Genomic DNA, 25,451 nt, shown 5'->3' on the forward strand with positions numbered 1-25,451 from the left:
GCTCCGCGCATGATCATCGCCCACGACCTGGGAACGACCGGCGACAAGGCCTCCCTCCACCACGACGACGGACGGCTGGTCGCCGCGGTCACCGTGCCGTACCCGGCGCACTTCGCCGCCGGTGGCATCGCCGAACAGGATCCGGCGGACTGGTGGGATGCCGTCGTCCGTGCCACACGCGACCTGATCGCCCGCACAGGCACCTCTCCGGCCGACGTGGCGGGCCTCGTCGTGAGCGGGCAGATGATGGGCGCGGTCCTGCTCGATGCCGACGGTGAACCCGTCCGGCCGGCGATCATCTGGGCCGACACCCGCGCCGGCGCTCAGCAGCGCGAACTCGAGCAGGCGCTCGGCGCGGAACGCGCCTACGGGATCCTCGGGCACCGACTCAACCCGACGTACTCTCTCGAGAAGATCATGTGGGTGCGCGACAACGAACCCGACACCTGGGCCCGCGTGCGCCGGGTCTGCGTGGCGAAGGACTTCATCGTCCTGCGTCTCACCGGCCGCCTGGCCACCGACCGCTCGGATGCTTCCGGCACGAACGCCTACGACCAGCGCGCCGGCACCTGGTCTGCCGACGTGCTGCACGCGGCCCGTCTCGACGCGGCCCTGTTCCCGGAGATCCTGGAGTCGACGGCCATCGCAGGCGGACTGACGGATGCCGCCGCCGAAGCGCTCGGCCTCCCCGCGGGTGTACGCGTCGTGATGGGCGGCGGAGACGGCCCCCTTGCCGCCGTCGGCTCTGGCATCGTGGCACCCGAGGACGGTGCCTACGTCTGTCTGGGCACTTCCTCGTGGATCTCGTTCGCCGCGGACGCGCCTCTGCATGACCCGGCGATGCGGACCTTCACCTTCGACAACGTCGTACCGGGCTCCTTCGTGCCGACGGCGACGATGCAGGCCGGCGGAGCATCCGTGCAGTGGATCGCCGAGGCGCTCTCCCCCGATCCGACGCGCCCCGAGACGGGCCGGCTCACGGCAGAGGCCGCAGGCGACCTCGACACCGACGACCTCTACTTCCTTCCCTACCTCCTCGGTGAGCGCTCTCCGCTGTGGGACCCGGACGCGCGCGGCGCGTTCGTCGGCCTCGCCCGTCACCACTCCAGGGCGCACCTCGTGCGTGCCGTACTGGAAGGAACCGCGTTCAACCTGCTCACCTGTCTGCAGGCGTTCCGGGACTCCGGCGCCGTCATCGACCGCATCGACGCCGTGGGCGGCGGGGCGCAGAGCGACGCGTATCTGTCGGTGCTCGCCGACGTGTGGGGCGTACCGGTGCGTCGCCGCACCATCGTCGAAGAGGCGAACAGCCTCGGGGCTGCGGTCACCGGCGCGGTCGGCCTGGGGCTCACGGATTTCTCGGCCGCCCGCGCCCTCAGTGAGGTCACGGCGGAGTTCGTCCCGGATGCGGCACGCCACGCGGTCTACGCCGAGCGTCACGCGCGGTTCGCCGACGCGTACGCGGCGTTGGCACCGTGGTTCGCCGGACGGCCGCGCTGATGGGTGTGATCCTCGTGACCAGCCGCTCCTTCTCCGACGGCGATCTCGACCTCGTCGGCAGGGCGGCGCAGGCGGGGCACCGCATCCTCCGAGGACCGGCCCACCACGACCTCGACGAGTTGCGACCGCTGCTCCACGGCGCCGACGCCTGGATCGCCGGCACCGGGGCCGTGACCGACCAGCACCTCGGCGCAGCGCCGAAGCTCAAGGTCGTCGCCCGCTACGGGGTCGGAACCGAGTCCGTCGATCTTGACGCCGCCCGCCGCCGCGGCATCCCTGTCACGAATACCCCCGGCGCCAATGCGGATGCCGTCGCCGATCACGCGGTCGCGCTGATGCTCGCTGCGCTCCGCTTCGTCTCGGACGGTGACCGTCGGGTCCGCGCCGGCGACTGGGGCGTGCGTCGCGGACGCGAGCTCGGTGCAGCGGTCGTCGGCATCGTCGGGTTCGGCCGGATCGGCCAAGGCGTCGCCCGGCGGCTCGCGGGGTTCGGACCGCGCATCATCGCCACCGATCCTTTCCTTCCCACCACCCTGATCACCGCGAACGGCGCCGAGCCCGTCGATACGGACGAGTTGTTCCGCATCGCCGACGTCATCACGCTGCACGCACCAGGGGGCCGGCTGCTCGTCGACCCTGCCCGGCTCGCCCGCACGCCCCGAGGTACCGTCCTCGTGAACACGGCCCGCGGGGACCTCGTCGACGAGGCGGCTGTCGCGGAGGCGCTGCGCGAGGGCATCCTGTCCGCCTATGCGGCCGATACGCTCGACGGCGACACCGCGGCGCACGACAGCCCGCTGCTCGCCGCCGACCTCGCCGACCGAGTGATCGTCACTCCGCACCTGGGCGCGCAGACCACACAGGCCGTCGACAACATGGGCGCGCTGTCGCTCGACGATGTGATCGCCGTGCTCCGCGGCGGTGAGCCCCTCCATCCGGTGACCATCAGCGAGGAGCCCCGATGACCGCCACTGCCCCGCCCGGCGCCGCCGACCACATGGGATTCGTCGGCGTCACGACGGCCTCATCGTCGATCATGAAAGTGTTCCCCCTCTGGGCCGACATCCTGGGGCTGCCGACGCGGACGCTGATCGGCCACGACCTGCCGATGGATGCCGAGCCGGCGCAGTACCGCGCGATGGTCGAGCAGATCCGCGACGACCCGCACCACCGCGGCGCCCTCGTGACCACGCACAAGATGAATGTCTACGCGGCAGCATCCGACCTCTTCGATGAACTGGACCCGTTCGCCGTATCGTGCGCCGAGATCTCGAGCATCGCCAAGCGCGGCCCCCTCCTGTCCGGCCGCGCCAAAGACCCGATCACGGTCGACCTCGCCCTGAACGACTTCCTTCCTGCCGACCATTTCTCCCGCACCGGTGCCGAAGTCGTCATCCTCGGCGCCGGCGGATCGGGGACGGCTCTCAGTTGGGCACTCGCCGAGCGCGACGATGCGCCCCGCCGGATCACCGTGACCGCCCTGACTCAGCCACCACTCGACCACTTGCGCGAGGTGCACCGTCACCACGGAACGCGCGAAGGGCTGATCGACTACGTCGTGACCGCGACGCCCGCGGACGCCGACGCCGTGGTGGCCGCCGCTCCCCCGGGTTCCCTCGTGGCGAATGCGACCGGGCTCGGCAAAGACCGCCCCGGCTCGCCGCTGACCGACGCCGTCTCCTTCCCCCGTGACGGGTTCGCGTGGGAGTTCAACTACCGCGGCTCGCTCGAGTTCCTCCATCAGGCCAGAGCGCAGGAGCAGGCGAGATCGCTGCACGTCGTCGACGGCTGGCGCTACTTCATCCACGGCTGGTCGCAGGTGGTCGCCGACGTCTTCGAACTCGACCTCACACCCGAGATCGTGGAGCGCCTCGCGGACGCCGCGGAATCGGTGCGCTGATGCCCGTCGTCCGGACGGTGCGGGGCGACATCGCTCCCGCCGAACTCGGTCGCGTCGACTATCACGAGCACCTCTTCCAGGTGTCGCCGCTGTTGCCGGGAGACGAGCTCGACGACGAGACCGCGTCGGGCGAGGAAGCGGGACTGCTGCGGGCGAGCGGGTTCGAGACGATGGTGGATGCCACGCCGTTCGGCCTCGCCCGCGACCCGGCGGCGCTGGCACGGATCAGCGGGGCGACCGGTCTGCGGATCGTCGCGACGACCGGTCGTCACCGCGAAGCGCACTACGGCGCCGAGCATCCGATGCAGGTCTGGACGGTCGAGCGCCTGACGGCGATGTTCGTCGCCGACATCACCCGCGGCATGCCCGCCCTCGACGCGGCCGTGTTCGAGACTCCCGATGTGCCCCTCGCCGTCGCACCAGACGGACGCCCCGTGCGCGCCGGGATGCTCAAGGGCGGCGTCGATTACTGGCGTATCAGTCCGTTCGAACGCACCACTCTCCTCGCTGTCGCCGCCGCGCATCGCGCGACCGGCGCGCCCGTGATGGTGCATCTGGAGTTCTGCACCGCCGCGCACGAGGTGCTCGACCTGCTCGCGGCCGAGGGCGTGGCATCCGATCGTGTCGTTCTCGCCCACGCCGACCGCGACCCCGACCCTGGGCTGCACGTCTCTCTCGCCGAACGGGGCGCCTACCTCGGCTACGACGGCTTCGCACGCCAGCGCACCCGCTCGGATGCCGAGCTGCTCGCGTTGACGGCCGCCGTCGTCGAGCGGGGCGCCGGCGACCGCGTCGTGCTGGGCGGCGATGTCGCTCGGCGCTCTCGCTACGTCGCGTACGGCGGGATGCCCGGACTGGCGTACCTCGGCGAACGGTACCTCCCCCGGCTCCGAGCCGCGGTCGGCGACGAGGCGGTCGACCGGATGCTGGCCGCCAACCCCGCGCGCCTGCTCACCCTCTCGGCCTGACATCCGGCCGGACGAAAGGCCCCTCACCCGAAGGTGAGGGGCCCGTATCACCGAGTCACTCGTAGAGGACTGCGGCGATCTCTTCGTCTTCGATGTTGTCCTTGTCGTACCAGTAGGAGCCGGTGTCGTAGAACTCGTCGACATCGTCGCCGTTGGCCGCATCATAAGCCGCCTGGACGACCTGTTCGCCGATGCCGATCGGGTCCTGCGTGATGGCGCCGGCCATGGTGCCGTCCTTGATGGCGTTGATCTGCGCGGCGCCGGAGTCGAAGCCGACGATCGTGATCTTGCCCTTCTCGAGGCCCAGCTCGTTCACCGCGTTGACGACGCCGATGGCGGAGCCTTCGTTGGTGCCGTAGATCCCCTTGAGGTCCGGGTGCGCGGCGAGCAGCGTCTTGGCGATGTCGGCCGACTTCAGGTGGTCGCCGTCGCCGTACTGGATGTCGACGATCTCGACGTCGGGGAAGTCGGCTTCCATCTTCTCGACGAACCCGTCACGACGCTCGACACCGGTCGAGTTGATGTTCGAGTGACCGACGATCGCGACCTCGCCCTCGCCGCCGATCAGCTCGGCCATGTGCTCGGCGGCGAGCGCACCCGCGACCTTGCTGTCGGTCGCCGACAGGCTGAGTCCGACGTCACCGTTGCACGGCGCATCGAAGTACACCACGGGGATGTCCTTCGACTTGGCCTGCTCGAGGGGCGCCACGCACGCCTCGGGGTCCAGGGCCGCGTAGGCGATGGCATCCGGGTTCTTGTCGATGGCGGTGGTGAGCATCTCGAGCTGCTGCGCGATCTCGGTCTCCGCCGCGGGGCCTTCGAACGTGATCTTGACGCCGAGCTCGTCGGCCTTCTGCTCCGCGCCCGTCTTCACGGCCTGCCAGAACTGGTGCTGGAAGCCCTTCGAGACGAGAGCGATGTACATCTCGCCGTCGCCGCTGCCGCTGTCACCGCCGCTGCCGCCTTCTTCGATCACGTCGCCGCCGCCGGCACAGCCGGCGAACACCAACGCGGAAGCGGCCACGAGTGCCGCAAATGCGGTCTTCTTGCCGTATTTCATGGAAACTCCATTGTTCTGTGAATGCCGGCCGGAGCCGACGGGGTGGGACATCTCGGGTTCCTCTGTGTGCAGGACAGGGGTTCAGGGGTCAGGTGCGCTGGCGGTTGCGCAGCGAGTCGAGGAAGACCGCGAGCAGCACGACGACGCCGACGACGATGTTCTGCCACTCGGGCTGGATCGACATGATGCGCAGACCGTTGACGAGCACGCTCATGATCAGGGCACCGATGACGGTGCCGAGGATGGATCCTCGGCCGCCCAGCAGCGAGGTTCCGCCGATGATGACGGCGGCGATCGCCTGCAGTTCGTAGCCCATGCCGATCTGGGGCTGGGCCGAGTCGAGGCGGGCGGCGATCACGATGCCGGCGATGCCGGTGAAAGCTCCGGCGAACATGTAGATGAGGATCGTCCAGCGGCGCGTGTTCACGCCGGAGAGGCGCGTGGCCTCTTCGTTGGAGCCGATCGCGAACGTGTAGCGCCCGAGCAGCGTCTTCGACAGCACCAGCCAGGCGACGACTGCGAGGAGTGCGGTGATCAGCACGGCGTTCGGGATGCCGGGGATGATGACCCCGAGGGCGATCTTCTTGAAGTCGGGGGCCGATGTCGAGAAGTAGATCGGCGAGACGTTCGAGATCACGAGGGCGAGACCGCCGGCGATCATCATCATCGCGAGCGTGGCGATGAACGGGGGAAGCCGGAGGAACGTGATGTTCACGCCGTTGACGAGTCCCATCAGCACACCGGTGAGGATGCCGCCGATCACACCGACCCACACCGGAAGCCCCATGTTGGTCACGAAGACACCGGTCATCACCGCGCAGAGCGCCATACCGGTACCGATCGAGAGGTCGATGCCGCCGGTGATGATGACGAAAGTGGTGCCGAGTGCGAGGATGCCGATCACCGCGGTCGACAGCAGCACGGTGGCGATGTTGCTGAAGGTGAAGAAGTTCGGGCTGGCGATCGAGAAGAAGATCACCAGGACGATGAGGGTGCCGAACGCCAGCGACTGCTGGACCTGGCGCTTCAGGAACGCCCCGATGTCGCGCTTGTCGGTGTTCTCGTTCACCGCGGTCTGGATGATCGTCGTCGTCGACGATCCGGGCTGCTGCGGGGTGCTCATCAGTCTTCCTCCCCGTGGGCTGCGAGTTGCATGATCTTCTCCTGGCTGGCTTCCTCGTTGCGGAGCGTGCCGGTGATACGACCGTTCGCGAAGACCGCGATGCGGTTCGCGACACGGAGGATCTCCGGCAGCTCGGATGAGATGACGATGATGGACTTCCCCTGATCAGCGAGCTGCTGCATGAGGCGGTAGATCTCCTCCTTAGCTCCGACGTCGATCCCTCGGGTCGGCTCGTCGAAGATGAGGATGTCGCAGTCGCGCATCAGCCACCGGGCGATGACGACCTTCTGCTGGTTGCCTCCGGAGAGCAGCTTCACGACCTGATTGACGGAGGGCGTCTTGACCCGCAGCTGCTGCACGTACTCCTTGGTGCGGTTCTTCGCCTTGGCGTCGCCCATCCAGCCGATGCCGTTGGCGTACGACCCGAGAGAGGCGAGAACGGTATTGAAGGTCACGTCCTGTTCGAGCATGAGCCCCAGGAGCTTGCGGTCTTCCGAGAGGTAGCCGACCCCGTGCTTCACGGCATCCGCTGGTTGGCCGATGCGCACGGTCTTGCCGGCGATCGCGATCGTTCCGCCGTCGCTGTGGTCCGCCCCGATGACGGCTCGCGCGGTCTCGGTGCGTCCGGCGCCCATGAGCCCGGCGAAGCCGAGGATCTCGCCCTTGTGCAGCTGGAACGACACGTCTTTGAGCAGGTTCTTCGTGGTCAGCCCCTGCACGTCCAGGACGATCGGATCGTTCAGGTGCTCGCGCGCCTGCGGCCGCGTGCCCTCGTCGATCACACGGCCGACCATCATCTCGATGATCTTCGGGATGGTCGCGTCGGCCCGGTCGAGTGATCCGATGTATGCGCCGTCTCGGAGCACTGTCACGCGATCAGCGAGTCGGCGGAGTTCGTCCATCCGGTGGGAGATGTAGACGATGCCGGTGCCCCGCGCCTTCAGCTGCTCGATGAGCACGAACAGCGTCTCGACCTCGGTGTCGGTGAGTGCCGATGTCGGTTCGTCCATGATGAGGACCTTGGCGTTGAACGACAGCGCCTTGGCGATCTCGACCATCTGCTGCTCAGCCACGGTGAGCTCGCCGACGAGCTGGCGCGGGTCGAGCCGGATGTCGAGGCGCTGGAGGAGTTCGGCGGTCTGCGCGTTCAGCTTGCGCTCGGACAGGAACGGGCCGGATGTGGGTTCACGACCCACGTAGATGTTCTGCGCGACCGTCAGGTCGGGCATCAGGTTGAGCTCCTGATGGATGATCGTGACACCGAGCTCCTGCGCCTGGAGAGGGCTGGTGAGCTCGACCTCGCGACCTTCGAACCGGATGGTGCCCTCGTCTTTGGTGTAGATCCCGGAGAGGATCTTCATCAGCGTCGACTTGCCGGCGCCGTTCTCCCCGACGAGGACGAGCACTTCTCCGGCACGCACTTCGAGGTGTACGTCCTTGAGCGCCTGCACACCGGGGAACCCCTTGCTGATGCCCTCCACTGTGAGGATGGGGTCGCTCATGTGCTCACCTGCTTCCTTGAAGGTCGTGTTGCGATCCGTCGATGCCAATCGCAGTAAACATCGGATCAATTCTGCGGCTTGGATCGGTTTCGCGCAAGTTGTATCTAAATGTATCTAACGACTTCCCGGTTGGGAAGACCTGTAATGACATCTCAGTGAAGCCGGATGCTCTCGACCGCCACGAGCTTGTCCCGGATGTAGGCACTGGCGTGTGCACCGAGTTCGTCGTTGTCGGTCCAGAGATTCCGCCAGATCCCGAGCATCCGACTGAGATCGGGAGCGACCACGGCGGAGGAGAACGATTCGAAGACGATGGGCCCGTCGTAGCCGATCCGGCCGAGCGCCTTGAAGAACGTGTCGAAGTCGACGGTGCCCGTGCCGAGGTACCCCCGATGACTCTCGCCGATGTGGACGTAACGCAGCGCCGGCGCCGCATCCAGAACCGGCGCGAACATATCCGACTCCTCTATGTTCATGTGGTACGTGTCCAGGTGGATGCCGAGGTTCGGCCGGTCGATCTCGGCGAGGTAGGAGAGCGCTTGGCGAGCGGTGTTCAGCACGTTCGTCTCGTAGCGGTTCACCACCTCGAGCGACACCGACACCCCGCGCTCAGCGGCGTGGTCGGCGACTCGCGCGATGGCCCGACGACTGCTCGCGAGGCCCTCCGGGGTGGCGGGGGCCATGTACTTCTGCATGGCGCTGTAGATCACGCCGCAGAAGTGGCGCCCACCGAGTTCGGCCAGCACGTCAACCGCCTTGATCAGCAGCGCCTCCCCCGCTGCCACGATCGCGGGGTCGGAACTGGTGACATCGGTCTTCTCCGACAGTCCGAGCGAGGCGCTGACGTCCAGACCGTGTTCGGCGAGAGCGTCTTTCGCGGCGGCCACGTCGAACGCGAACGGGTCCATCAGCGGGAACTCGATGAGGTCGAATCCCGCCTTCTTGGTCTGCTCGACAGCGAGACGGATGCCGTCGGCATCGAAGTCTCCGGTCCAGACGAGTCCATGGCAGCCGATGTTCATCGAGACCTCTCCGGGCGGGTGTGCGGCACCATCGCCTCCGCGACTTGGCACGTTCCAAGTCAACTGCGAGCCACGCTACGTCGCAGTCCGACCTGGTGTCAAGAGCTTTCTTGGCACGTTGCAATCGCTGAGCTAGCCTGGGGGACGCCGCTGCATCCGCTGCCGTCGGCCTGAAGACGAAGGAGCCGTCATGCCCGCGAGCGTCAAAGACGTCGCCGCCCTCGCCGGAGTCTCGTCCTCGACCGTCTCCAACTATCTCAACCACCCGCACGTGCTGGGTGCTGCGAGTCGCGAACGAGTGCGAGCGGCGATCGAGCAGCTCGGGTACGTTCCGAACGAGTCGGCGCGTCAGCTGCGCGCCGGATCGAGCAAGGCCCTCGCGCTCATCCTCCTCGACGCCTGGCTTCCGTACTTCAACGAGTTGTCCCGCGGCGTCGACGATGTCGCGCGAGAAGGCGGCTGGTCACTGTTCTTCAGCAACAGCAACCGCGACAGCGCGCAGGAGAGCCGCAACATCGACATGTTCGAGGCCCACCGCGTGCAGGGCATCGTCATCTATCCGCTGGGAGACGTGGTGCCGCGTCTCGAGCAGCTCGCACAGCGCGGCATCCGGTCCGTGGTCGTCGGGCCGATCCGAGATTCACCCACGGTGGCGTCCGTGCTCTTCGACGATCGAGGCGGGGGCCGGCTCGCGGGCGAGCATCTGCTCTCGCTCGGACGGCGCCGGATCCTCTTCCTCGGCAGTGCGGCCGTCGATCAGTCCAACGACCGGCTGGCAGGAATCCAGGATGCCGTGGCCGACACCGACGCGACGATCACCGTGACGGACGTGGCGCATCTCGCCACCGAGGACGGATTGCGCGCGGCCGAACAGATCATCGCGCTGCCGGAAGCGGAGCGTCCCGACGCCGTCTTCGCGGCGAACGACCTGGTGGCACTCGGCGTGCTCACGCAGCTGCTGCGGCACGGCATCCGCGTGCCGGAGGAGATCGCGCTCGTCGGCTTCGACGACGTCGATCAGGCGCATCAGGGTGTCGTGCCTCTCACGAGCGTGCGCCAGCCCGGCTACGCGATCGGTCGTGCCGCCGGCGCCGCGCTTCTGCAGCAGCTCGCCGACCCCACCGGACCCCCGCCGGCGACGACGCCGTTCCCGGCGGAGCTCATCGTGCGCGAGTCGACGGTCGGGCGCTGAGCTGCGAACGCGTCGGCAGGCATCACGCCGACGCGTGACCGACGACGCCCTTCCGCAGCAGCGCATTGCCGTACTTCCTCGTCTCGCCCGTTCGCACCATGAGGTACGCGCTCTTCGCGACCTCGTAGTACGCGAAGCGCTCGACGAACCGGGTCGTGTCGATGCCTGTGCCGGCGGCCTTCATCAACTCGCGCTGCACGTCGAGCACCTCGCCGTCGGCGGAGGTCATCAGGTCGATTCCCGGCGCATCGTCGAGCGGCAGGACAGAGCGGATCGCGGCCACCACCTCCGGCGTGCTGGTTCCGGGAAGATCGATGACGCGCGCGCCCAGACCCCAGGCCGGGAAGTGCGCGTCGGCGATCACGACGGCGTCCGAGTGGCCCATCCGATCGAGGTGCAGCAGCAGCTCGCCGGTGAGCAGGGGGTGGATTCCTTCGAGCACGGTCGCTCCTTCGCGTTCGGGGTGAGATCGATCGTGGGAAGCTCAGCCGGGGATGAGCCGCTCGGCCGCCAGGTGCTCCCAGAGCGCAGTCGAGATCTCCCGGGCAGCGTACTCCGCATTCTGCTGGAGCTGCGCGGGACGGCTTCCGCCCACGACGACCGATCGCACCTCCGACGCCTGCAGCGGGAACTGGATAGCGGCCGCCGGCAACGGGACTCCGTGCTGGTCGCAGATCGCGGCGATGCGCACGAGGCGGTCCCACAGCTCGTCGGGCAGCTGACCGTACTCGTACCGGCCGTCGCGGCGCGGCACGCTCGACGCCAGCAGACCCGAGTTGAACACGGATGCCGCGACGATGCCGGTGTCGCGCTCCCGGCACGCGGGCAGGACCTCGGCGGCTGCGGGCTGCTCGAGCAGCGTGTAGCGGCCGGCCACCATGATCAGGTCGAGGTCGGCCGATCGCACGGCCGCGGCCAGAGCATTCGACACCATCGATCCGATGCCGATCGCTGCCGTCTCGCCCTCGCTGCGCAACTGCTCCATCGCGGGCAGCGCCTCGGCGAGCGCGAGATCGAGATCGTGGCGCTCTGGGTCGTGCAGGTACAGCAGGTCGATGCGGTCGATGCCGAGGCGCTCGCGCGACTCGTCCAGGCTGGTGCGGATGCCGTCGGCCGAGAAGTCCCACACCCTCTGCAGATCGTCCGGCACGTGGAAGTCATTGGCGGTGTCGAGGCCACCGTCGTGCGCGGGATTGGGACGCAGCAGGCGGCCGACCTTGGTCGACAGCACGAACTCGTCGCGCGGCTTCGTCTGCAGGAATGCCCCGAGTCGGCGCTCGGACAGGCCGAGGCCATAGTGCGGAGCGGTGTCGAAGTAGCGGATGCCACCCTCCCACGCCGCCTCGAGCACAGCCCACGCCTCGTCGTCGGTCAGCGGGCGGAAGAGGTTGCCGACGTTCGCGGCGCCGTATCCGAGCGCGGGGATGTCGAGGCGGGGAGCCCGCGCCTCAGGCGCCGACATGGGCACCCGTCCAGGTGTAGGTCGAGACGCTGTCGGCCTTCATCTCCATACCGGTGCCGGGGGCCGAGGGCGGCATGTAGGAGCCGCCCTGGATGTCGGTGGGTACGACGAAGTGCTCGTGCAGGTGGTCGACGTACTCGATCATCCGGCCATCGCGGCTCCCGCTGACGGCGATGAAGTCGAACATCGACAGGTGCTGCACCGCCTCGCAGAGTCCGACGCCACCCGCGTGCGGGCACACCGGCACTCCGAACTTCGCGGCGAGCAGCAGGTTGGCGATGTTCTCGTTGACGCCAGCCACCCGCACCGCGTCGATCTGCATGACCGAGATCGCGTCGGCCTGCAGCAGCTGCTTGAAGATCATCCGGTTCTGTGCGTGCTCGCCGGTCGCCACCCGGATCGGAGCGATGCCGCGGGCGATCTCCGCATGCCCGAGGATGTCGTCGGGGCTGGTGGGCTCTTCGACCCAGGCCGGGTGGAACTCGGCGAGCGCGTTCACCCACTCGATCGCCTCCGACACCTCCCAGCGCTGGTTCGCGTCGATCGCGATGGGGAAGTCGGGTCCGCAGACCTCGCGCGCCTTGCGGAAGCGACGGATGTCGTCATCGAGGTCAGCGCCCACCTTGAGCTTGATCTGTGTGAAGCCGTCGGCCATCGCCTCCCGCGCGAGGCGCTCGAGCTTCCCGTCGGAGTAGCCGAGCCAGCCGGGACTCGTCGTGTATCCGGGGAATCCTGTCGCGAGAAGCTGCTGTTCCCGTTCGACTCGTCCCGGTTCGGCGGCACGCAGGATCGCGAGCGCGTCGTCACGGGTCAGCGCATTGGTGAGGTAGCGGAAGTCGACCAGATCGACGAGCTCCTCGGGTGTCATCCTCGCGAGCAGCTGCCAGAGCGGGAGCCCCGCGCGCTTGGCCTTGATGTCCCACAGGGCGTTGATGGCCGCGCCGATCGCCATGTGCATCACGCCCTTCTCGGGGCCGAGCCAGCGCAGCTGCGAGTCGCCGATGATGTCTCGGAACGTCGTGCCCATGTCCGCGAGCAGCGGCTCGAGCTCGCGACCGACCAGGTGTCCGGCGAGGGCGTCGATCGCTGCGACCTGCACGTCGTTGCCTCGACCGATCGTGAAGACGAACGCGTGGCCGTCGATGCCGTCCTCGGCGTCGGTTCGCACGACCACGTACGCCGCCGAGTAGTCGGGGTCGGGGTTCATCGCGTCGGACCCGTCGAGGCTGAGCGACGTGGGGAAGCGGATGTCGGTGGTGTCGAGGGCGACGATGCGGCTCACGGAATTCCTCTCGCTGCACGATGGGATGTCGTCGTGCGGATCACTTGGAGTGTAAACATCGGATGTCTATACTGTCAACGAGAAGCGCCGTCGTGAGGCGGCATCCCGACCGATCAGGAGAATCATGAAGTTCGCGCGGCTCGGCACCCCTGGGACCGAGGTCCCCGTCCTCGTGGAGGGCGATCGCTACCTCGATCTCCGCTCTGTGACATCCGATGTGAACGGCGACTTTCTTGCCGGCGACTTCCGCTCCCGTGTCGCCGCGGCGCGCGACGCCGGCGAGCTCCCCGAACTGACGGGAGCCGGCGCACTGCGCGTCGGAGCCCCGATCGCCCGGCCGAGCGCCGTGATCTGCATCGGGATGAACTACGCCGCCCACGCTGCCGAATCCGGTTCGGAGCCGCCGAAGATCCCGATCATCTTCCTGAAGACCCCGAACACCGTGGTCGGGCCCAACGACGCGGTGACCATCCCCCGCGGCAGCGAGAAGACCGACTGGGAGGTGGAGCTCGGCATCGTGATCGGAGCCCGCGCCTCCTATCTCGACTCCCCCGACGAGTCGATGGCGCACGTCGCCGGCTTCGTCCTGGCCAACGACGTCTCCGAACGCGCCTTCCAGATCGAGGTGTCCGGAGGGCAGTGGTCGAAGGGCAAGATCGCTCCCGGATTCAACCCGACCGGTCCGTGGCTCGTCACGCCCGACGAGATCGACCATCATGTGCTCGGGCTGCGGAGTTTCGTCAACGGCGAGCCCCGGCAGGACTCGAACACCAGCGACATGATCTTCTCGGTGGAACACCTCGTTCACCACCTGTCGCAGTACGTGGCGCTCGAGCCGGGCGACCTCATCCTCACCGGCACCCCGCAGGGCGTGGCCCTGTCCGGCAACTACCCGTACTTGACCGCGGGAGACGTCGTCGAGGTCGAGATCGACGGCTTGGGTCGTCAACGACAGGAGTTCGTGGCATGGGAGGCGCAGCGATGAGCGGCACGCTGGAGGGACTGGTGGCCATCGTCACCGGCGGAGCATCGGGGATCGGCGCGGCCGTCGCCCGCCGACTGCACTCCGACGGTGCGGTGATCGCCGTGCTCGACCGCGACATCACGGGTGCGGATGCCGCGTTCGCCGCCTTCACCGCCGACGTGTCCGACCGGGCGAGCGTCGACGCTGCCGTCGACGCCGTCGCGGAGAAGTTCGGTCGCGTCGACATCGTGGTGAACAACGCCGGCGTCGGAGCCCAGGGCGACATCGCCGCGAACGACGACGACGAGTGGGCACGCGTGCTGTCCATCAACGTCACCGGCATCGCCCGGGTGACCGCGGCCGCGCTGCCCTGGCTGCGGAAGTCTCCGGCGGCGGCCGTCTGCAACACCGCATCCATCGCATCGACCACGGGCCTGCCGCAGCGGGCGCTGTACAGCGCATCCAAGGGCGCCGTCTCCGCGCTGACCCGTGCGATGGCCGCCGACCATCTGCGGGAAGGCATCCGAGTCAACGCCGTGAACCCTGGCACCGCGGACACCCCGTGGGTCGGTCGGCTTCTCGACGCGGCATCCGACCCCGCCGCCGAGCGCGCGGCCCTCGAAGCACGGCAGCCGCACGGACGCCTGGTGAGCCCGGACGAGGTCGCCGCGGCCGTGGCCTACCTGGTGTCGCCCGCCGCCGGTTCCACCACGGGCACGTTCATCGAGGTCGACGGGGGCATGGCGCAGCTGCGCCTGCGGCCCGAGTAGCCCCGCGCGCGTCTGCGCCCGCCCTTCCGGTCGCAGTTGCCGCCGGTTTACAACCGTCACTTCCGTTCCGGTCGCAGTTGCCGCCGGTTCTCCACTTCCGCGACGGCCGAAACTGCGACCGGAACGCCCGACGACGCGCAGCGGACGGCAGAAATTACGACCGGAAGCCGCGAACACTATTCCTGTGGATAACGGAAACGCGGCATCCGCACACCTGCCATCGTGACGCCATGCCGCACCCTCGCCCTCTTCCTCCGCACCTGGGATCGCTCTTTTCCGTACGCGAAGCCCAGAAAGCCGGCATCGATGCCGGCCGGCTTCGACGCGCCGACCTTCGAACCCCGTTCCGCGGCGTGCGCGCCACGTCGACCACAGCTGACGACGACGTCCTCGATCCATTCGAGCGGCAGCGCGTCGAACGGCGCATCCGCGCATATGAGTACGGTCCGCGCCTCCGTTCGCACCAGTTCCTGAGCCATGAGAGCGCCGTTGCCCTGTGGGGCGGCCCCATGCCGTTGACTCTCATCGGAGGGCGACCGGCGGATGGTCGTGCGCTCCCGGTGCATGTCAGCACCCTCGGCGACGGCCCGCTCGTCCGCGTTGTCGGCGTGCAGGCGCACCGACAACGCGCCGCGTCCACTCGCCTCGTCGGGGCGCCCGGTCTGGTCGTCGCAAGCCCTGAAGACACGTTCGCGGCGCTTGGTCGATGGGAGCTCATCCATCTCGTCGCCCTGGGCGACTTCTTCTGCCGCGCCTGGCGGACAGGGCACGGTCGCCCGGATGCCGGCAAGAGTCCGCACTCAACCGTGGCCCGACTGCGTGCAGCGATCGACGATCACCGCCGGACCGGAGCGAATCGTCTGCGCCAGGCGCTCGAGCTCATCCGGGAGGACTCGTGGTCGCCGCGCGAATCCGAACTGAGGTGCCGCATCGTCGGGGCCGGACTCCCGGAGCCGGAGCTCAATCGCGACATCTATGACGCCGACGGTCGCTTCCTCGGCTGCTTCGATCTCACGTATCCCCGACACAAGGTCGCGATCGAGTATCACGGGATGCTGCACGCCGGACGCTATGCGGAAGACGTCGAGCGGATCGCCGCGCTCCGCGCCGCCGGCTGGACGGTGATCGAGGTCACCAGCGCGCTGTTCGCGCGACCCGACGAGCTGATCGCCCGGATTCGCCACGCGCTCGCGGCCGGCTGACCCTGCTCTCCGGTCGCAGTTGCTGCCGCCGCACCGTCGCCCCCTGGCGCTCCGGTCGCAGTTCCTGCCGCTGCACCGTCGCCCTCTGGCGCTCCGGTCGCAGTTGGTGCCGCTGCACCAGCCTCAATCCGGCAGAAACTGCGATCAGAGGTACCAAGCCCGGCCGACCGAAACCACGACAAGCGGCGCCTCACGCCCCTCGCAGCCACCCGAGGATGCCACGGCGCGGACGCTCCTGCTCCACCGGACGCACGGCGCCCACGCGGTAGAACTCCTCCGCGTTGGTCCACATGATCGCGGCACGGTCGTGGCTGCGGTCCCGCGCCCAGGACGCCACCATCCCCGCCCAGCGCGTTCGGGCCGTCGGCTGATAGGTGTCGGAGCCGTCGGCGGGCGCGTAGGGGTCGTCGGGCTCAGCGGGGCCGATCACCGACACCGGCCAGTCGCTGCCCCACATCAGCCGTTCCGTGCCGAACGCGTCGACAGCGGCATCCAGGAACGGTTCGATCTGCGCGCGGCTCCACGATCCGCCGGCTTCGGCGGGGAGCCCCGAGAGCTTGCAGAACGCGTTCGGATGCCGTGCCAGTTCGGTCAGGTCGCGCACCCATTCCGGGGTCGGCGCGTGCGGAGCATCCGCTGTCCCGACGTCGGGCTTGCCGAGGTGGTCGAGCACGATTCGCAGGTCAGGGATGGCGCCGGCAAGGCGCGCGATCTCCGGCAGCTGCTCCGCTCTGATACAGGCATCGAAGCTCCACCCGCGCGCGGCGACCTCGCGCGCACCGGTGACGAAGTCGGTCGACATGGCGAGCCCGTCGTGGTCGTCCTGCAGGTCATGACGGACGCCGACCACGAGCGGGTGGGTCGCCAGTTCTTCGAGGTGCGTGATGGTGTGGACGCCGCGGTCGAGACGCGCACCGGCGACGATGCCGATCACACCGAGATCGTCGGCGAGGGATTCGACCCAGCGCACCTCACCGAGGAAGTCCTCTTCCACGGTGCCGGCCTGCACGAACACCACCTTCTCCCCCGTCGCGTGCTCGATCCGGGCGTGCTCGAGCTCCGTTCCCGCGAAGAGCGCGGCGAGAGGTCCGTCGAGCCACGGATAGCGCAAGAGCTCCGGATCCCACAGGTGCAGGTGCGAGTCGAGTGCGTACATGAGTACATCCTGCCTCAGACATCCGATCAATCGCTAGGATGACCCCATGGCCGTGACCGACGAGGCGATCGAGAAGATCAAAGCGATGATCGTGTCGGGCGAGCTCTCTCCCGGCGACCGCCTCCCTCCGGAGAAAGAGCTGTCGGAGCGGCTCGGCCTGTCGCGCAACTCGATGCGCGAGGCGGTCAAAGCGCTGGAAGTCATCCGAGTTCTGGATGTTCGCCGCGGTGACGGCACCTACGTGACGAGCCTCGAGCCCCACCTCCTGCTCGAAGCGATCTCGTTCGTGGTCGACATGCACGACGACGGCTCGATGCTCGAGATCTTCGCTGTGCGGCGGATGCTCGAGTCCCAGGCGACCGGTCTCGCCGCCACACTCGGCACCGCGGAGGCGATCGCCGACCTCGAACGCGAGATCGATTCGGTTGACGCGTCCGTCTCGATCGAGGAGCTCGTGGAGCACGACATCCGCTTCCACCGGGACATCGTGCGCATGGCGGGCAACTCGTACCTCGCCAGCCTCATCGAGCATCTGAGCAGTCAGACGGTCCGGGCGCGTGTCTGGCGTGGGCTCACGGAGGGCGGCGCCGTGGAGCGCACGCTGTCCGAGCACCGCGCGATCGCGGAGGCGATCGCCCGACGCGACCCCGGCCTCGCGACCTCTCTGGCCACCGCGCACATCGCCGGCGTCGAGCGCTGGCTTCGCCAGGCGGCATCCGCCTGATCCGGGAGGGCGCCATCCGCGAGGGCGCCGTCCCCCGCAGCCGTCAGGCCCCGAGCCGACCCATCGCCGCGTCGAACTCGACGGCCGAGCTGTCACTGACCTCGTGGAAGAGCATCCGCTCGATGACGTCCGGTGCGGCGGTGAAGTAGGGCACTCCGCGGAGGCGCAGGGCCACGATGTCGGCGGGCGACCGCAGCGAGGCCGCCAGCACGTTCGTGTCGCTGCCCGCACAGACGTCCTGCATCCGTGCGATCACGTCTTCGGCACTGCCCTCTGCCGACGGTCCGGCATCCCGCATCCGCCCGAGGTAGGGCGCGATGTACCGCGCGCCGATGCTCGCGCAGGCGAGCGCCTGCGCGACGGAGTACACGGCCGTGACCAGCACGGTCGCACCGTCGCGGACGAGAGCGGATGCCGCGGCGAAGCCCGCTGCCGTTGCAGGGACCTTCACCACCACCTGCTCCCCCAGGCCGCGGATCGTCTCGGCGTTGCGGAGGAAGGATGCCGCATCCTCGCCCCAGGTCTGGAAGAAGATCTCCCGCGCCCCCTCCGACAGCCAGCGCGCGTAGAGATCGGGGATCTCGGCGGCTGTCCTCCCACCCCGCTCGAGGATCGTCGGATTGGTGGTGACGCCGTGCACGACGCCGGCATCCAGAAGCCGGGAGACGCGCTCGATGTCTGCACTGTCGACGTAGAGCCGGGGCGCGATGGCCGTCATCGGGATCTCCTCACGGGCAACCTGTCGTTACAGGTTGGGGTTCGGCTAATGTAATGACAGCCACGGACGATTGTCAAAGGCGCGCAGTGCTGCCGAGGAAGATCAGGAGCGACATGACCCCCGCACACCCCGGAGATCGCTCCGGCGTCGTCATCGTCGGCAGCGTCACCGCCGATGTGACGACCTTCTCCCAGCGGCTCCCCGCTCGGGGCGAGACGATCCTCGGTGATCAGTTCACGCTCATGCTCGGCGGGAAGGGTGCCAACCAGGCGGTCGCCGCCGGACGCTCCGGCGCCCGCACCAGCTTCGTCGGCTGCGTCGGCGACGACCTGTTCCACGATCTCGTGGTCGGCGGGCTCAGCGAAGCCGGCGTCGACCTCACGCACCTGCGCACCGTTCCCGGGCCCACCGGCATCGCCCATATCCGTGTCGACGCGTCGGCGCAGAACGACATCGTCATGGTGCCCCTGGCCAATGCCGCCCTGAGCACCGAGCAGATCGACGCGGCACTCGCCGCGCTCGCGCCGACGACATCGGTGCTGCTGACCCAGCTCGAGACGCCGTCCGCCCTCACCGCGCACATCACGGCGCGGGGGCGCGAGCACGGTATGACCGTCATCCTCGATCCCGCGCCCGCCGCCGAACTCGCCGCCGAGATCTGGCAGAGCGTCGACATCGTCACCCCGAACGAGACCGAGGCCACCCTGATCAGCGGCATCGAAGTGACGGATGCCGCGTCCGCTGCCCGCGCCGGACGCTGGTTCCTCGACCAGGGCGTCGGGGCCGCTGTGATCACGCTCGCCGGACAGGGTTCCTGCGTCGTGACCTCGGAGGGAGCATCCGTCGTCCCGCCCTTCCCCGTCGAGGCCGTCGACACGACCGCGGCAGGCGACGCCTACGCCGGCTACCTCGGTGCCGCGCTCGCCAACGGCAGATCCCTTCCGGATGCTGTGCGCCTGGCGACCGCCGCCGGCGCGCTGACCGTCACCAGGCAGGGCGCCTCGCCGAGCCTGCCGCATCGGGCCGAGGTCGATGTCTTCCTCGACGCCCGTGAATCCGCACCCGTGACGAACTGAAGGGGACTCATGCGCAAGTCAGCCACCACGATCAATCCCGCCCTCTCCCGCGTCATCAGTGAGACCGGGCACACCGATCTGCTCGTCGTCACCGATGCCGGGCTGCCCATCCCGCCGGGGGCCGAGCGCATCGACCTGGCCTACCGACCCGGCGCACCGGCGTTCCTCGACGTGCTCGACACCGTGCTGGCCGAACTCGTGGTCGAGGGGGCGACGGTCTCGGCCGAGGTGGCCGAGAAGAGTCCGCACATCCTCGAGGCGCTGCGCGAGCGGTTCGACCGCTTGGGCATCGACATCCATCTGGTCCCGCACGTCCAGTTCAAGTCCCTCACCCACGGTGCCCGCGCGTTCGTGCGCACCGGCGAGTTCACACCGTACGCGAACGTCATCCTGCACGCGGGAGTGGCGTACTGACATGGCGGGAACCGTCGCAGACACGATCGATCGGCACTCCGCAGCCCCGATGTACGACCAGCTGCGTCAGCTGATCGTCGACGGCATCGCACGGGACGGGCTCCAGCCGGGCGATCCCCTGCCGGGCGAGCACCGCCTGTGCGAGCAGTACGGCATCTCGCGCACCGTCGTGCGCCAGGCCCTGGCACAGCTCGAGCACGAAGGTCTCGTCGAGCGGGTCAAGGGGAAGGGCACGTTCGTCTCGCGGCCCCGGACGAGCGAGAGCCTCGTGCACACGCTCGTGGGACTCTACGACGACGTGGAGCGTCGCGGCGGTCATGTGCACAGCGATGTGCTGCGCCACGAGCAGACCACAGCCGACGACGAGATCGCCGTCGCCCTGGAGATGCCGGTCGGGTCGCCCGTCGTCGCTCTGGAGCGCCTGCGCCACGTCGACGGCGAACCCTGGTCGTTGTCGACGACCTGGATGCCGGATGCCGTGGGCGCCGTCACCCTCGGCGCCGATCTCGCCGAGGGGTCGCTGTACCGCCTGCTCGCCGAGAACGGGATCGTCGCGACGCACGGCGTCCGCTCGGCCGAGGCGACCGTCGCGACGCACGAACAGGCGCAGCTCCTCGGGGTCAGTGCGGGTTCGGCGCTGCTGCGGCTGCGCAGTGTGAGCCGGAGCGCGGACGGCACTCCGATGGAGTACTTCGTCGCGTATCACCGTGGCGATCGCTCGCGCTTCGAGTTCCAGTTGCAGCAGGAGCAGTCGCAGGCCTCGTTGCTGCACGTCGATGGCGCCGGCGGCACCTCGCCCGCCGGTACTGTCGGCTGAGACGCCGAGCAGCAGGGGGACGCATGATGACCGACACGAATGGGGCCGGGGCAGAGCCGGAAAGGGTCATCCCGCCCCCGCCACCAGCCCCGGTCGGCGCAGGACTGCCTGGCTCGACCTTCCCGCCGGTCACGCCACTCGCACCCCCACTCAGCGGGCCGCCGGCTCCGCCCGGGCCCCCGACGCCACCCTTGCCGCCGTACGCGGCGGGGTATCCGTCATCGCCGCCGCCGGGACCGCCGGGGTCTGGCACGCACCCGGCGAGCAGTCTCCCGCCGGGTCCGCCGCCGGCATCCGGTTCGAATCGACTCGGGATCGTCCTCGCGGTGATCGGCGGATTCGTCGTACTGTCCGTCGTCGGTGTGGCGGTGGTCGTCGGAATGCTGCTCGCGGCCCGCGAGGAGCCCGCAACAGCGCCCCCGCCGTCGGTGATCACGGAAGACCCGGCTGCTCCCCCCGCCGACCCCGCCGACCCTGCGGAGCCCGCGGAGCCTGCGGAGCCCGACGCCTCGTACATCGAGGCGCAGCTGGAAGCGAAGATCAACGAATACAAGAGACTGCGCGGTTCGGGAGCGCTCTGGGAGAGCATCCCCGACAACGAGTACAACCGCACCGCCGTCTCGGCGTTCCTGTACCTGCTGACCGACATGAAGGTCGCCACGATCTGGGGCGTGACCGACGAGCAGGCGCAGGAGTACGAGGAGCGGATGCTGATGCTCGAGGAGCGTCTGCTCGCCGAGGAACCGCTCGGCGACGACATCACCATCACGCTCGAGGACGAGGTCTTCACCTACGACGGCGATACCGGCGAGGGCGGCTACACCCCGAAGTGACCGCAGGGGATACGCTCGAGCGGTGACCTCCTGGACCAGCGCTGCGATCGTCCTGCTGGAAGCCGACGCCAACCGCAGCGCCGACACGCACCTGCACCTTTTCCCGTTGCCGCCCGAGTGGGGCATCGACCTGTATCTGAAGGACGAGTCGGTGCATCCGACCGGCTCGCTGAAGCACCGCCTCGCGCGCTCCCTGCTCCTTTACGGTCTCGTGAACGGCCGCATCCACGAGAACACCACGCTCGTCGAATCGTCCAGCGGTTCGACGGCCGTCTCCGAAGCATATTTCGCGCGGATGCTGGGGCTGCCGTTCGTCACAGTCGTTCCCCGTTCGACGAGCCGGGAGAAGATCGAGCTCATCGAGTTCTACGGCGGACGCTGCCACTACGTCGACCGGGCCGAGGACATGTCGCCCGAAGCGCAGCGCCTTGCAGACGACTGCCACGGTCACTACCTCGATCAGTTCACGTTCGCGGAGCGGGCGACCGACTGGCGCGGCAACAACAACATCGCCGAGAGCGTGTTCAGCCAGCTCGCGCAGGAGCGGCATCCGATTCCGACGTGGATCGTCGTCGGAGCCGGCACCGGCGGCACGAGCGCGACGTTCGGCCGCTATGTGAAGTACCGGATGCACCCCACACAGATCGCCGTCGTCGACCCGGAGGGGTCCGCGTTCTACGACGGCTGGGCAGGCACTCCCGATGCTCCGGCCGGGCGTCCGAGCCGCATCGAGGGCATAGGTCGCCCGCGTGTGGAGCCGTCGTTCGTCCCCGGCGTGATCGACGAGATGCTCCGCGTCCCGGATGCCGGGTCGATCGCTGCGATCCGGATGCTGCGCGAGCGCACCCTGCACTGGGCCGGAGGCTCGACGGGCACGAACCTGTACGGGGCGTTCCAGCTGATCGCGCGTATGCGCGCCGCCGGGGAGACGGGCAGCGTCGTGACGCTGATCTGCGACAGCGGCATCCGCTACGCCGGCACGTACTACTCCGACGAGTGGGTCTCGGAACAAGGGTGGGACCTCGCCCCGCATCGCGCGCGGCTGGAGTCGTTCCTGGAGACGGGCACCTGGGACGAATGACCCTCGCTACGCTGGCCGCATGACTACTCTGATCCTCACCGTCGCCGGAGCCGACCGCCCCGGCCTGGTCGCCGCCGTCGCCGATGTCGTCGATGCGCACGGAGGCAACTGGGAGAACAGTTCTCTGGCCGAGCTCGCGGGCACCTTCGCCGGAGTGATCGAGGTTTCGGTCGCCGTCGAGCGCGCCGCCGAGCTGGAGTCGGCTCTGCGTTCGCTGCAGGGACAAGGGCTGCTGACCCTCGCTGTCCTCACCGGGACCGCCGAACCGGCCACCGACGACGAACAGCTCCTGAGCATCCAGGTGCTCGGCAATGACCACCCCGGCATCGTCCGCGAAGTCTCGGCCGTGCTGAGTGCGCACGCCCTCAGCATCGAGGAGCTCGCCACCGAGACCCGCGATGCCGCGATGGCGGGCGGCCGGCTGTTCGAAGCATCCGTCACGGCGAAGGTTCCGGCATCCGTCGATCTCGAGAAACTGCGTGCAGACCTCGAGAAGCTGGCGGCCGAGATTCAGGTCGACATCACGCTGGGGTGACCCCATCGGTGTACCGGCGCACCCAATACTCCGTGTAGGCGACGTGCGATGATGCTGCCGCAGAGGCAGCCACCGGGTCGGCGTCGGCCAGCCCGCGCAGGATCGCGCGGTGCCCGGCATCCGAGTGCAGTTTGAGTTCGGCGGCGTCACCGGCATCCGGGATGCGATACGCCCGCGACCGCGACCGCAGCACGTCGATCAGGCTCGTGAGCGCGTCATTGCCCGCGACCCGCGAGATCGTCATGTGGAACTCGTGGTCGAGCCGCGAGTGGTCCTCGAAGTCGTCGCTCGCCTCGATCTCATCAAGCACCCGCCCCAGCGTCTCGACGGTGTCGGTGTCGATGCGTGCCGCGGCGAGCGCCGCCGCGTGCGGCTCGAGCACGCGGCGCAACTCCGTGAGTTCAAGCACTCCGGCCATCGGCAGCAGGCCGACCGTGAGAGACAGGCTCCCGATCAGGTCGGCGGCACGCAGGTCACTGACATAGCTGCCCGACCCGTGGCGCGTCTCGAGCACACCCAGGGCGGCCAGCATCCGGATCGCCTCACGCAGTGACCCGCGCGAGACGCCGAGCCGTTCACAGAGCTCGCCTTCGCTGGGCAATCGGTCCCCCGGGCGGAGCGCCCCATCGGCGATGAGCGCCCGCAACCCGTGCAACGCCGTGTTCAACGCGCCCATCGTCGTCCTCCCTGACGTCAGCTGACTCTTCGTGAAGTCTGTCGGAAGTCGACCGTGACCCCAATTCGTATGACAACTCTGTCATATTCTCAGAAAAAGCTCGCGCGATGCCACCCGCTATGGCAAAGTTGTGCAACAACTCGCCCCACGCACTGATGAGGATCCATGCAGGCCACCGCTTTCCCCGCACCGCTCCGACTGAAGTCGTTCGATCGCGCGCGGGACGCCTGGCCGCTGGATCCGGCGATCGTCCACCTCAACCACGGATCGTTCGGCGCGGTGCCTACTGCGGTCGTCGACTACCAGAACTCCCTCCGCGCTCAGGCCGACCAGAGCCCGGTCGGCTGGTTCCCCCGCATCGGCGAGCGCGTGGGCGAGGCGCGAGAGAAAGTGGCTCCGTTCGTCGGTGCCCGCGCAGAGAACAGCGCCTTCGTCCCCAATGCCTCGGCGGCCGCCACCGTCGTCTACAACGCCCTCCGCCTTGCTGTCGGCGACGAGATCCTGGTCACCGACCAGGGCTACGGGGCGGTGACGATGGGCGCCCAGCGCCTCGCCCGCCGATTCGGTGCGACCGTTCGCGTCGTCGAGCTTCCGCTGCTCGCCTCCGACGACGAGGTCGTCCAGCGGTTCGCCGATGCACTCACCGCGCAGACCCATCTGATCGTCGTCGATCAGATCACCTCCCCCACGGCTCGCGTCCTCCCGACACGGCGCATCGCTGAGACCGCTGCACTCCGGGGCGTGCGCACCCTCGTCGACGGGGCCCACGCGCCGGGACTCATCCCCGATGCGGCCGCGGCGGCGGGCGGCGACTGGTGGTTCGGAAACCTGCACAAGTGGCCCTGCGCTCCGCGGGGATCCGCGCTCCTGGTGACGGAGGCGCACGACCGCCACGACCTCTGGCCGCTGATCGACTCGTGGGCGGCATCCGAGCCCTTCCCGGTGCGGTTCGACACCCAGGGCACGATCGACGCGACGACCTACCTGAGCACCCCGGCGGCGATCGACTTCATCGAGCAGGAGTTCGGTTGGAACGAGGCCCGGGCCACTCTGGCCGAGCGGGCGGATGCCGGCGCCGAGCTCATCGCCGACGCGCTGCGACCGCTCAGCGACGAAGACCCCCTGACCCCGCTCCCCTCGCCCGTGCCGTCGATGCGACTCGTGCGCCTGCCCCAGGGCCTCGGCGCCTCGCGCGAAGATGCCGACGAGCTGCGGATGCAGCTGCTCGACGAGATCGGTGTCGAGACGGCGTTCACCAGCTTCCGCGGCATCGGCTACTTCCGCCTCTCCGTGCATCTGTACACCGAGGCATCCGACATCGAGGCGTTCGTCGACCGCGGCATCCCGGCGGTCCTCCGGCGTGCCGGCATCCGCTCTGCCGAACCCGTCACCATCACCTGACCCACCCGAATCACCCACCGGAAACGCACCACCCCACCCGAATCACCCGAACCCTGCACCATCCACCACATCG

At 68.7% G+C, this 25,451-nt stretch carries 26 protein-coding genes; 16 read left to right on the forward strand and 10 right to left on the reverse strand.

Annotated elements, in window-relative coordinates:
* Positions 1–9 precede the first annotated feature (9 nt).
* From xylB to D7252_RS03105, 4 genes are read left to right on the forward strand one after another with little or no spacing between them, the layout of a single operon-like run.
* A complete protein-coding gene (xylB, locus tag D7252_RS03090) occupies positions 10–1,500 on the forward strand; it encodes a xylulokinase (protein WP_120774055.1) in 1,491 nt (496 codons plus the stop codon).
* Positions 1,476–2,465, forward strand: coding sequence for an NAD(P)-dependent oxidoreductase (locus D7252_RS03095; RefSeq protein WP_120774056.1), 990 nt, complete (start codon positions 1,476–1,478; stop codon positions 2,463–2,465). Before xylB ends, D7252_RS03095 begins: the two co-directional genes overlap by 25 nt.
* A complete protein-coding gene (locus D7252_RS03100) occupies positions 2,462–3,400 on the forward strand; it encodes a shikimate dehydrogenase (RefSeq protein WP_120774057.1) in 939 nt (312 codons plus the stop codon). The genes D7252_RS03095 and D7252_RS03100 overlap by 4 nt, the downstream gene beginning before the upstream one ends.
* Positions 3,400–4,368 carry a phosphotriesterase gene (locus tag D7252_RS03105; RefSeq protein ID WP_120774058.1) on the forward strand — a complete coding sequence of 323 codons (969 nt, stop codon included), beginning with the start codon at positions 3,400–3,402 and terminating at the stop codon, positions 4,366–4,368. Before D7252_RS03100 ends, D7252_RS03105 begins: the two co-directional genes overlap by 1 nt.
* A gap of 55 nt (positions 4,369–4,423) precedes the next feature.
* Here the strand turns inward: D7252_RS03105 and D7252_RS03110 are convergent, their stop codons facing one another.
* From D7252_RS03110 to D7252_RS03125, 4 genes are all read right to left on the reverse strand, one after another.
* Positions 4,424–5,428 (reverse strand): ABC transporter substrate-binding protein, encoded by a 1,005-nt coding sequence (locus D7252_RS03110; protein WP_120774059.1) that lies wholly within the window; start codon positions 5,426–5,428, stop codon positions 4,424–4,426.
* 88 nt (positions 5,429–5,516) lie between these two features.
* The gene (locus D7252_RS03115; RefSeq protein WP_183055157.1) at positions 5,517–6,551 is read right to left on the reverse strand and encodes an ABC transporter permease; all 1,035 of its coding nucleotides are present in this window, start codon (positions 6,549–6,551) and stop codon (positions 5,517–5,519) included.
* Positions 6,551–8,053, reverse strand: a complete 1,503-nt coding sequence (locus tag D7252_RS03120) for a sugar ABC transporter ATP-binding protein (RefSeq protein ID WP_120776769.1) — start codon at positions 8,051–8,053, stop codon at positions 6,551–6,553. The genes D7252_RS03115 and D7252_RS03120 overlap by 1 nt, the downstream gene beginning before the upstream one ends.
* 152 nt (positions 8,054–8,205) lie before the next feature.
* Positions 8,206–9,126, reverse strand: coding sequence for a sugar phosphate isomerase/epimerase (locus D7252_RS03125; RefSeq protein ID WP_259461036.1), 921 nt, complete (start codon positions 9,124–9,126; stop codon positions 8,206–8,208).
* A gap of 139 nt (positions 9,127–9,265) precedes the next feature.
* Here D7252_RS03125 and D7252_RS03130 point away from each other — a divergent pair, with 139 nt between their 5' ends.
* Positions 9,266–10,267 carry a LacI family DNA-binding transcriptional regulator gene (locus D7252_RS03130; RefSeq protein ID WP_120774061.1) on the forward strand — a complete coding sequence of 334 codons (1,002 nt, stop codon included), beginning with the start codon at positions 9,266–9,268 and terminating at the stop codon, positions 10,265–10,267.
* Between the two features lie 22 nt (positions 10,268–10,289).
* Here the strand turns inward: D7252_RS03130 and D7252_RS03135 are convergent, their stop codons facing one another.
* Genes D7252_RS03135 through D7252_RS03145 form a run of 3 tightly spaced genes read right to left on the reverse strand, consistent with a single transcriptional unit; the run spans position 10,290 to position 13,011 of the window.
* Positions 10,290–10,709, reverse strand: coding sequence for an RbsD/FucU family protein (locus D7252_RS03135; protein WP_120774062.1), 420 nt, complete (start codon positions 10,707–10,709; stop codon positions 10,290–10,292).
* A 42-nt stretch (positions 10,710–10,751) separates the two neighbouring features.
* A complete protein-coding gene (locus D7252_RS03140) occupies positions 10,752–11,729 on the reverse strand; it encodes an aldo/keto reductase (protein ID WP_120774063.1) in 978 nt (325 codons plus the stop codon).
* Positions 11,716–13,011, reverse strand: a complete 1,296-nt coding sequence (locus tag D7252_RS03145) for an L-fuconate dehydratase (RefSeq protein WP_120774064.1) — start codon at positions 13,009–13,011, stop codon at positions 11,716–11,718. The genes D7252_RS03140 and D7252_RS03145 overlap by 14 nt, the downstream gene beginning before the upstream one ends.
* A gap of 124 nt (positions 13,012–13,135) precedes the next feature.
* On the opposite strand from D7252_RS03145, the gene D7252_RS03150 reads away from it, so the two are divergent.
* The 3 genes from D7252_RS03150 (at position 13,136) to D7252_RS03160 (ending at position 15,947) form a co-directional block, all read left to right on the forward strand.
* Positions 13,136–13,996: a fumarylacetoacetate hydrolase family protein gene (locus D7252_RS03150; RefSeq protein WP_120774065.1), complete on the forward strand. Its 861-nt coding sequence runs from the start codon at positions 13,136–13,138 to the stop codon at positions 13,994–13,996.
* A complete protein-coding gene (locus D7252_RS03155; RefSeq protein ID WP_215110890.1) occupies positions 13,993–14,745 on the forward strand; it encodes an SDR family NAD(P)-dependent oxidoreductase in 753 nt (250 codons plus the stop codon). Before D7252_RS03150 ends, D7252_RS03155 begins: the two co-directional genes overlap by 4 nt.
* A 230-nt stretch (positions 14,746–14,975) precedes the next feature.
* Positions 14,976–15,947 (forward strand): hypothetical protein, encoded by a 972-nt coding sequence (locus tag D7252_RS03160; protein ID WP_120774067.1) that lies wholly within the window; start codon positions 14,976–14,978, stop codon positions 15,945–15,947.
* Between the two features lie 190 nt (positions 15,948–16,137).
* On the opposite strand, the gene D7252_RS03165 is transcribed toward D7252_RS03160, so the two are convergent.
* A complete protein-coding gene (locus D7252_RS03165; RefSeq protein ID WP_120774068.1) occupies positions 16,138–17,103 on the reverse strand; it encodes an amidohydrolase in 966 nt (321 codons plus the stop codon).
* 46 nt (positions 17,104–17,149) lie between these two features.
* Between D7252_RS03165 and D7252_RS03170 the strand changes: the two genes are divergently transcribed.
* Entirely contained in the window at positions 17,150–17,827 is a 678-nt protein-coding gene (locus D7252_RS03170) for a FadR/GntR family transcriptional regulator (RefSeq protein WP_120774069.1), read from the forward strand.
* Between the two features lie 43 nt (positions 17,828–17,870).
* On the opposite strand, the gene D7252_RS03175 is transcribed toward D7252_RS03170, so the two are convergent.
* The gene (locus D7252_RS03175; protein ID WP_120774070.1) at positions 17,871–18,545 is read right to left on the reverse strand and encodes a transaldolase family protein; all 675 of its coding nucleotides are present in this window, start codon (positions 18,543–18,545) and stop codon (positions 17,871–17,873) included.
* 113 nt (positions 18,546–18,658) lie between these two features.
* Here D7252_RS03175 and D7252_RS03180 point away from each other — a divergent pair, with 113 nt between their 5' ends.
* The 6 genes from D7252_RS03180 to D7252_RS03205 all read left to right on the forward strand — a co-directional run bounded on the left by D7252_RS03180 (position 18,659) and on the right by D7252_RS03205 (position 23,301).
* Positions 18,659–19,621: a ribokinase gene (locus D7252_RS03180; RefSeq protein ID WP_120774071.1), complete on the forward strand. Its 963-nt coding sequence runs from the start codon at positions 18,659–18,661 to the stop codon at positions 19,619–19,621.
* A 9-nt stretch (positions 19,622–19,630) separates the two neighbouring features.
* Positions 19,631–20,035: a D-ribose pyranase gene (gene rbsD, locus D7252_RS03185; protein ID WP_120774072.1), complete on the forward strand. Its 405-nt coding sequence runs from the start codon at positions 19,631–19,633 to the stop codon at positions 20,033–20,035.
* Position 20,036: 1 nt separating this feature from the next.
* Positions 20,037–20,852, forward strand: coding sequence for a GntR family transcriptional regulator (locus tag D7252_RS03190; protein ID WP_120774073.1), 816 nt, complete (start codon positions 20,037–20,039; stop codon positions 20,850–20,852).
* Positions 20,853–21,178: 326 nt separating this feature from the next.
* Positions 21,179–21,685, forward strand: a complete 507-nt coding sequence (locus tag D7252_RS03195) for a hypothetical protein (RefSeq protein WP_120774074.1) — start codon at positions 21,179–21,181, stop codon at positions 21,683–21,685.
* A 22-nt stretch (positions 21,686–21,707) separates the two neighbouring features.
* Complete coding sequence (locus D7252_RS03200; RefSeq protein ID WP_120774075.1) at positions 21,708–22,766, forward strand: PLP-dependent cysteine synthase family protein; 1,059 nt, start codon at positions 21,708–21,710, stop codon at positions 22,764–22,766.
* A gap of 19 nt (positions 22,767–22,785) precedes the next feature.
* Positions 22,786–23,301 (forward strand): glycine cleavage system protein R, encoded by a 516-nt coding sequence (locus D7252_RS03205; protein ID WP_120774076.1) that lies wholly within the window; start codon positions 22,786–22,788, stop codon positions 23,299–23,301.
* On the opposite strand, the gene D7252_RS03210 is transcribed toward D7252_RS03205, so the two are convergent.
* Positions 23,288–23,977, reverse strand: coding sequence for a FadR/GntR family transcriptional regulator (locus D7252_RS03210; protein ID WP_120774077.1), 690 nt, complete (start codon positions 23,975–23,977; stop codon positions 23,288–23,290). The genes D7252_RS03205 and D7252_RS03210 overlap by 14 nt on opposite strands.
* Positions 23,978–24,142: 165 nt before the next feature.
* On the opposite strand from D7252_RS03210, the gene D7252_RS03215 reads away from it, so the two are divergent.
* Positions 24,143–25,378 (forward strand): aminotransferase class V-fold PLP-dependent enzyme, encoded by a 1,236-nt coding sequence (locus D7252_RS03215; RefSeq protein WP_120774078.1) that lies wholly within the window; start codon positions 24,143–24,145, stop codon positions 25,376–25,378.
* The last annotated feature ends 73 nt before the right edge of the window (positions 25,379–25,451 follow it).

The sequence above is a fragment of the Microbacterium sp. CGR2 genome, assembly GCF_003626735.1.
In the GTDB taxonomy this organism is placed as follows: domain Bacteria; phylum Actinomycetota; class Actinomycetes; order Actinomycetales; family Microbacteriaceae; genus Microbacterium.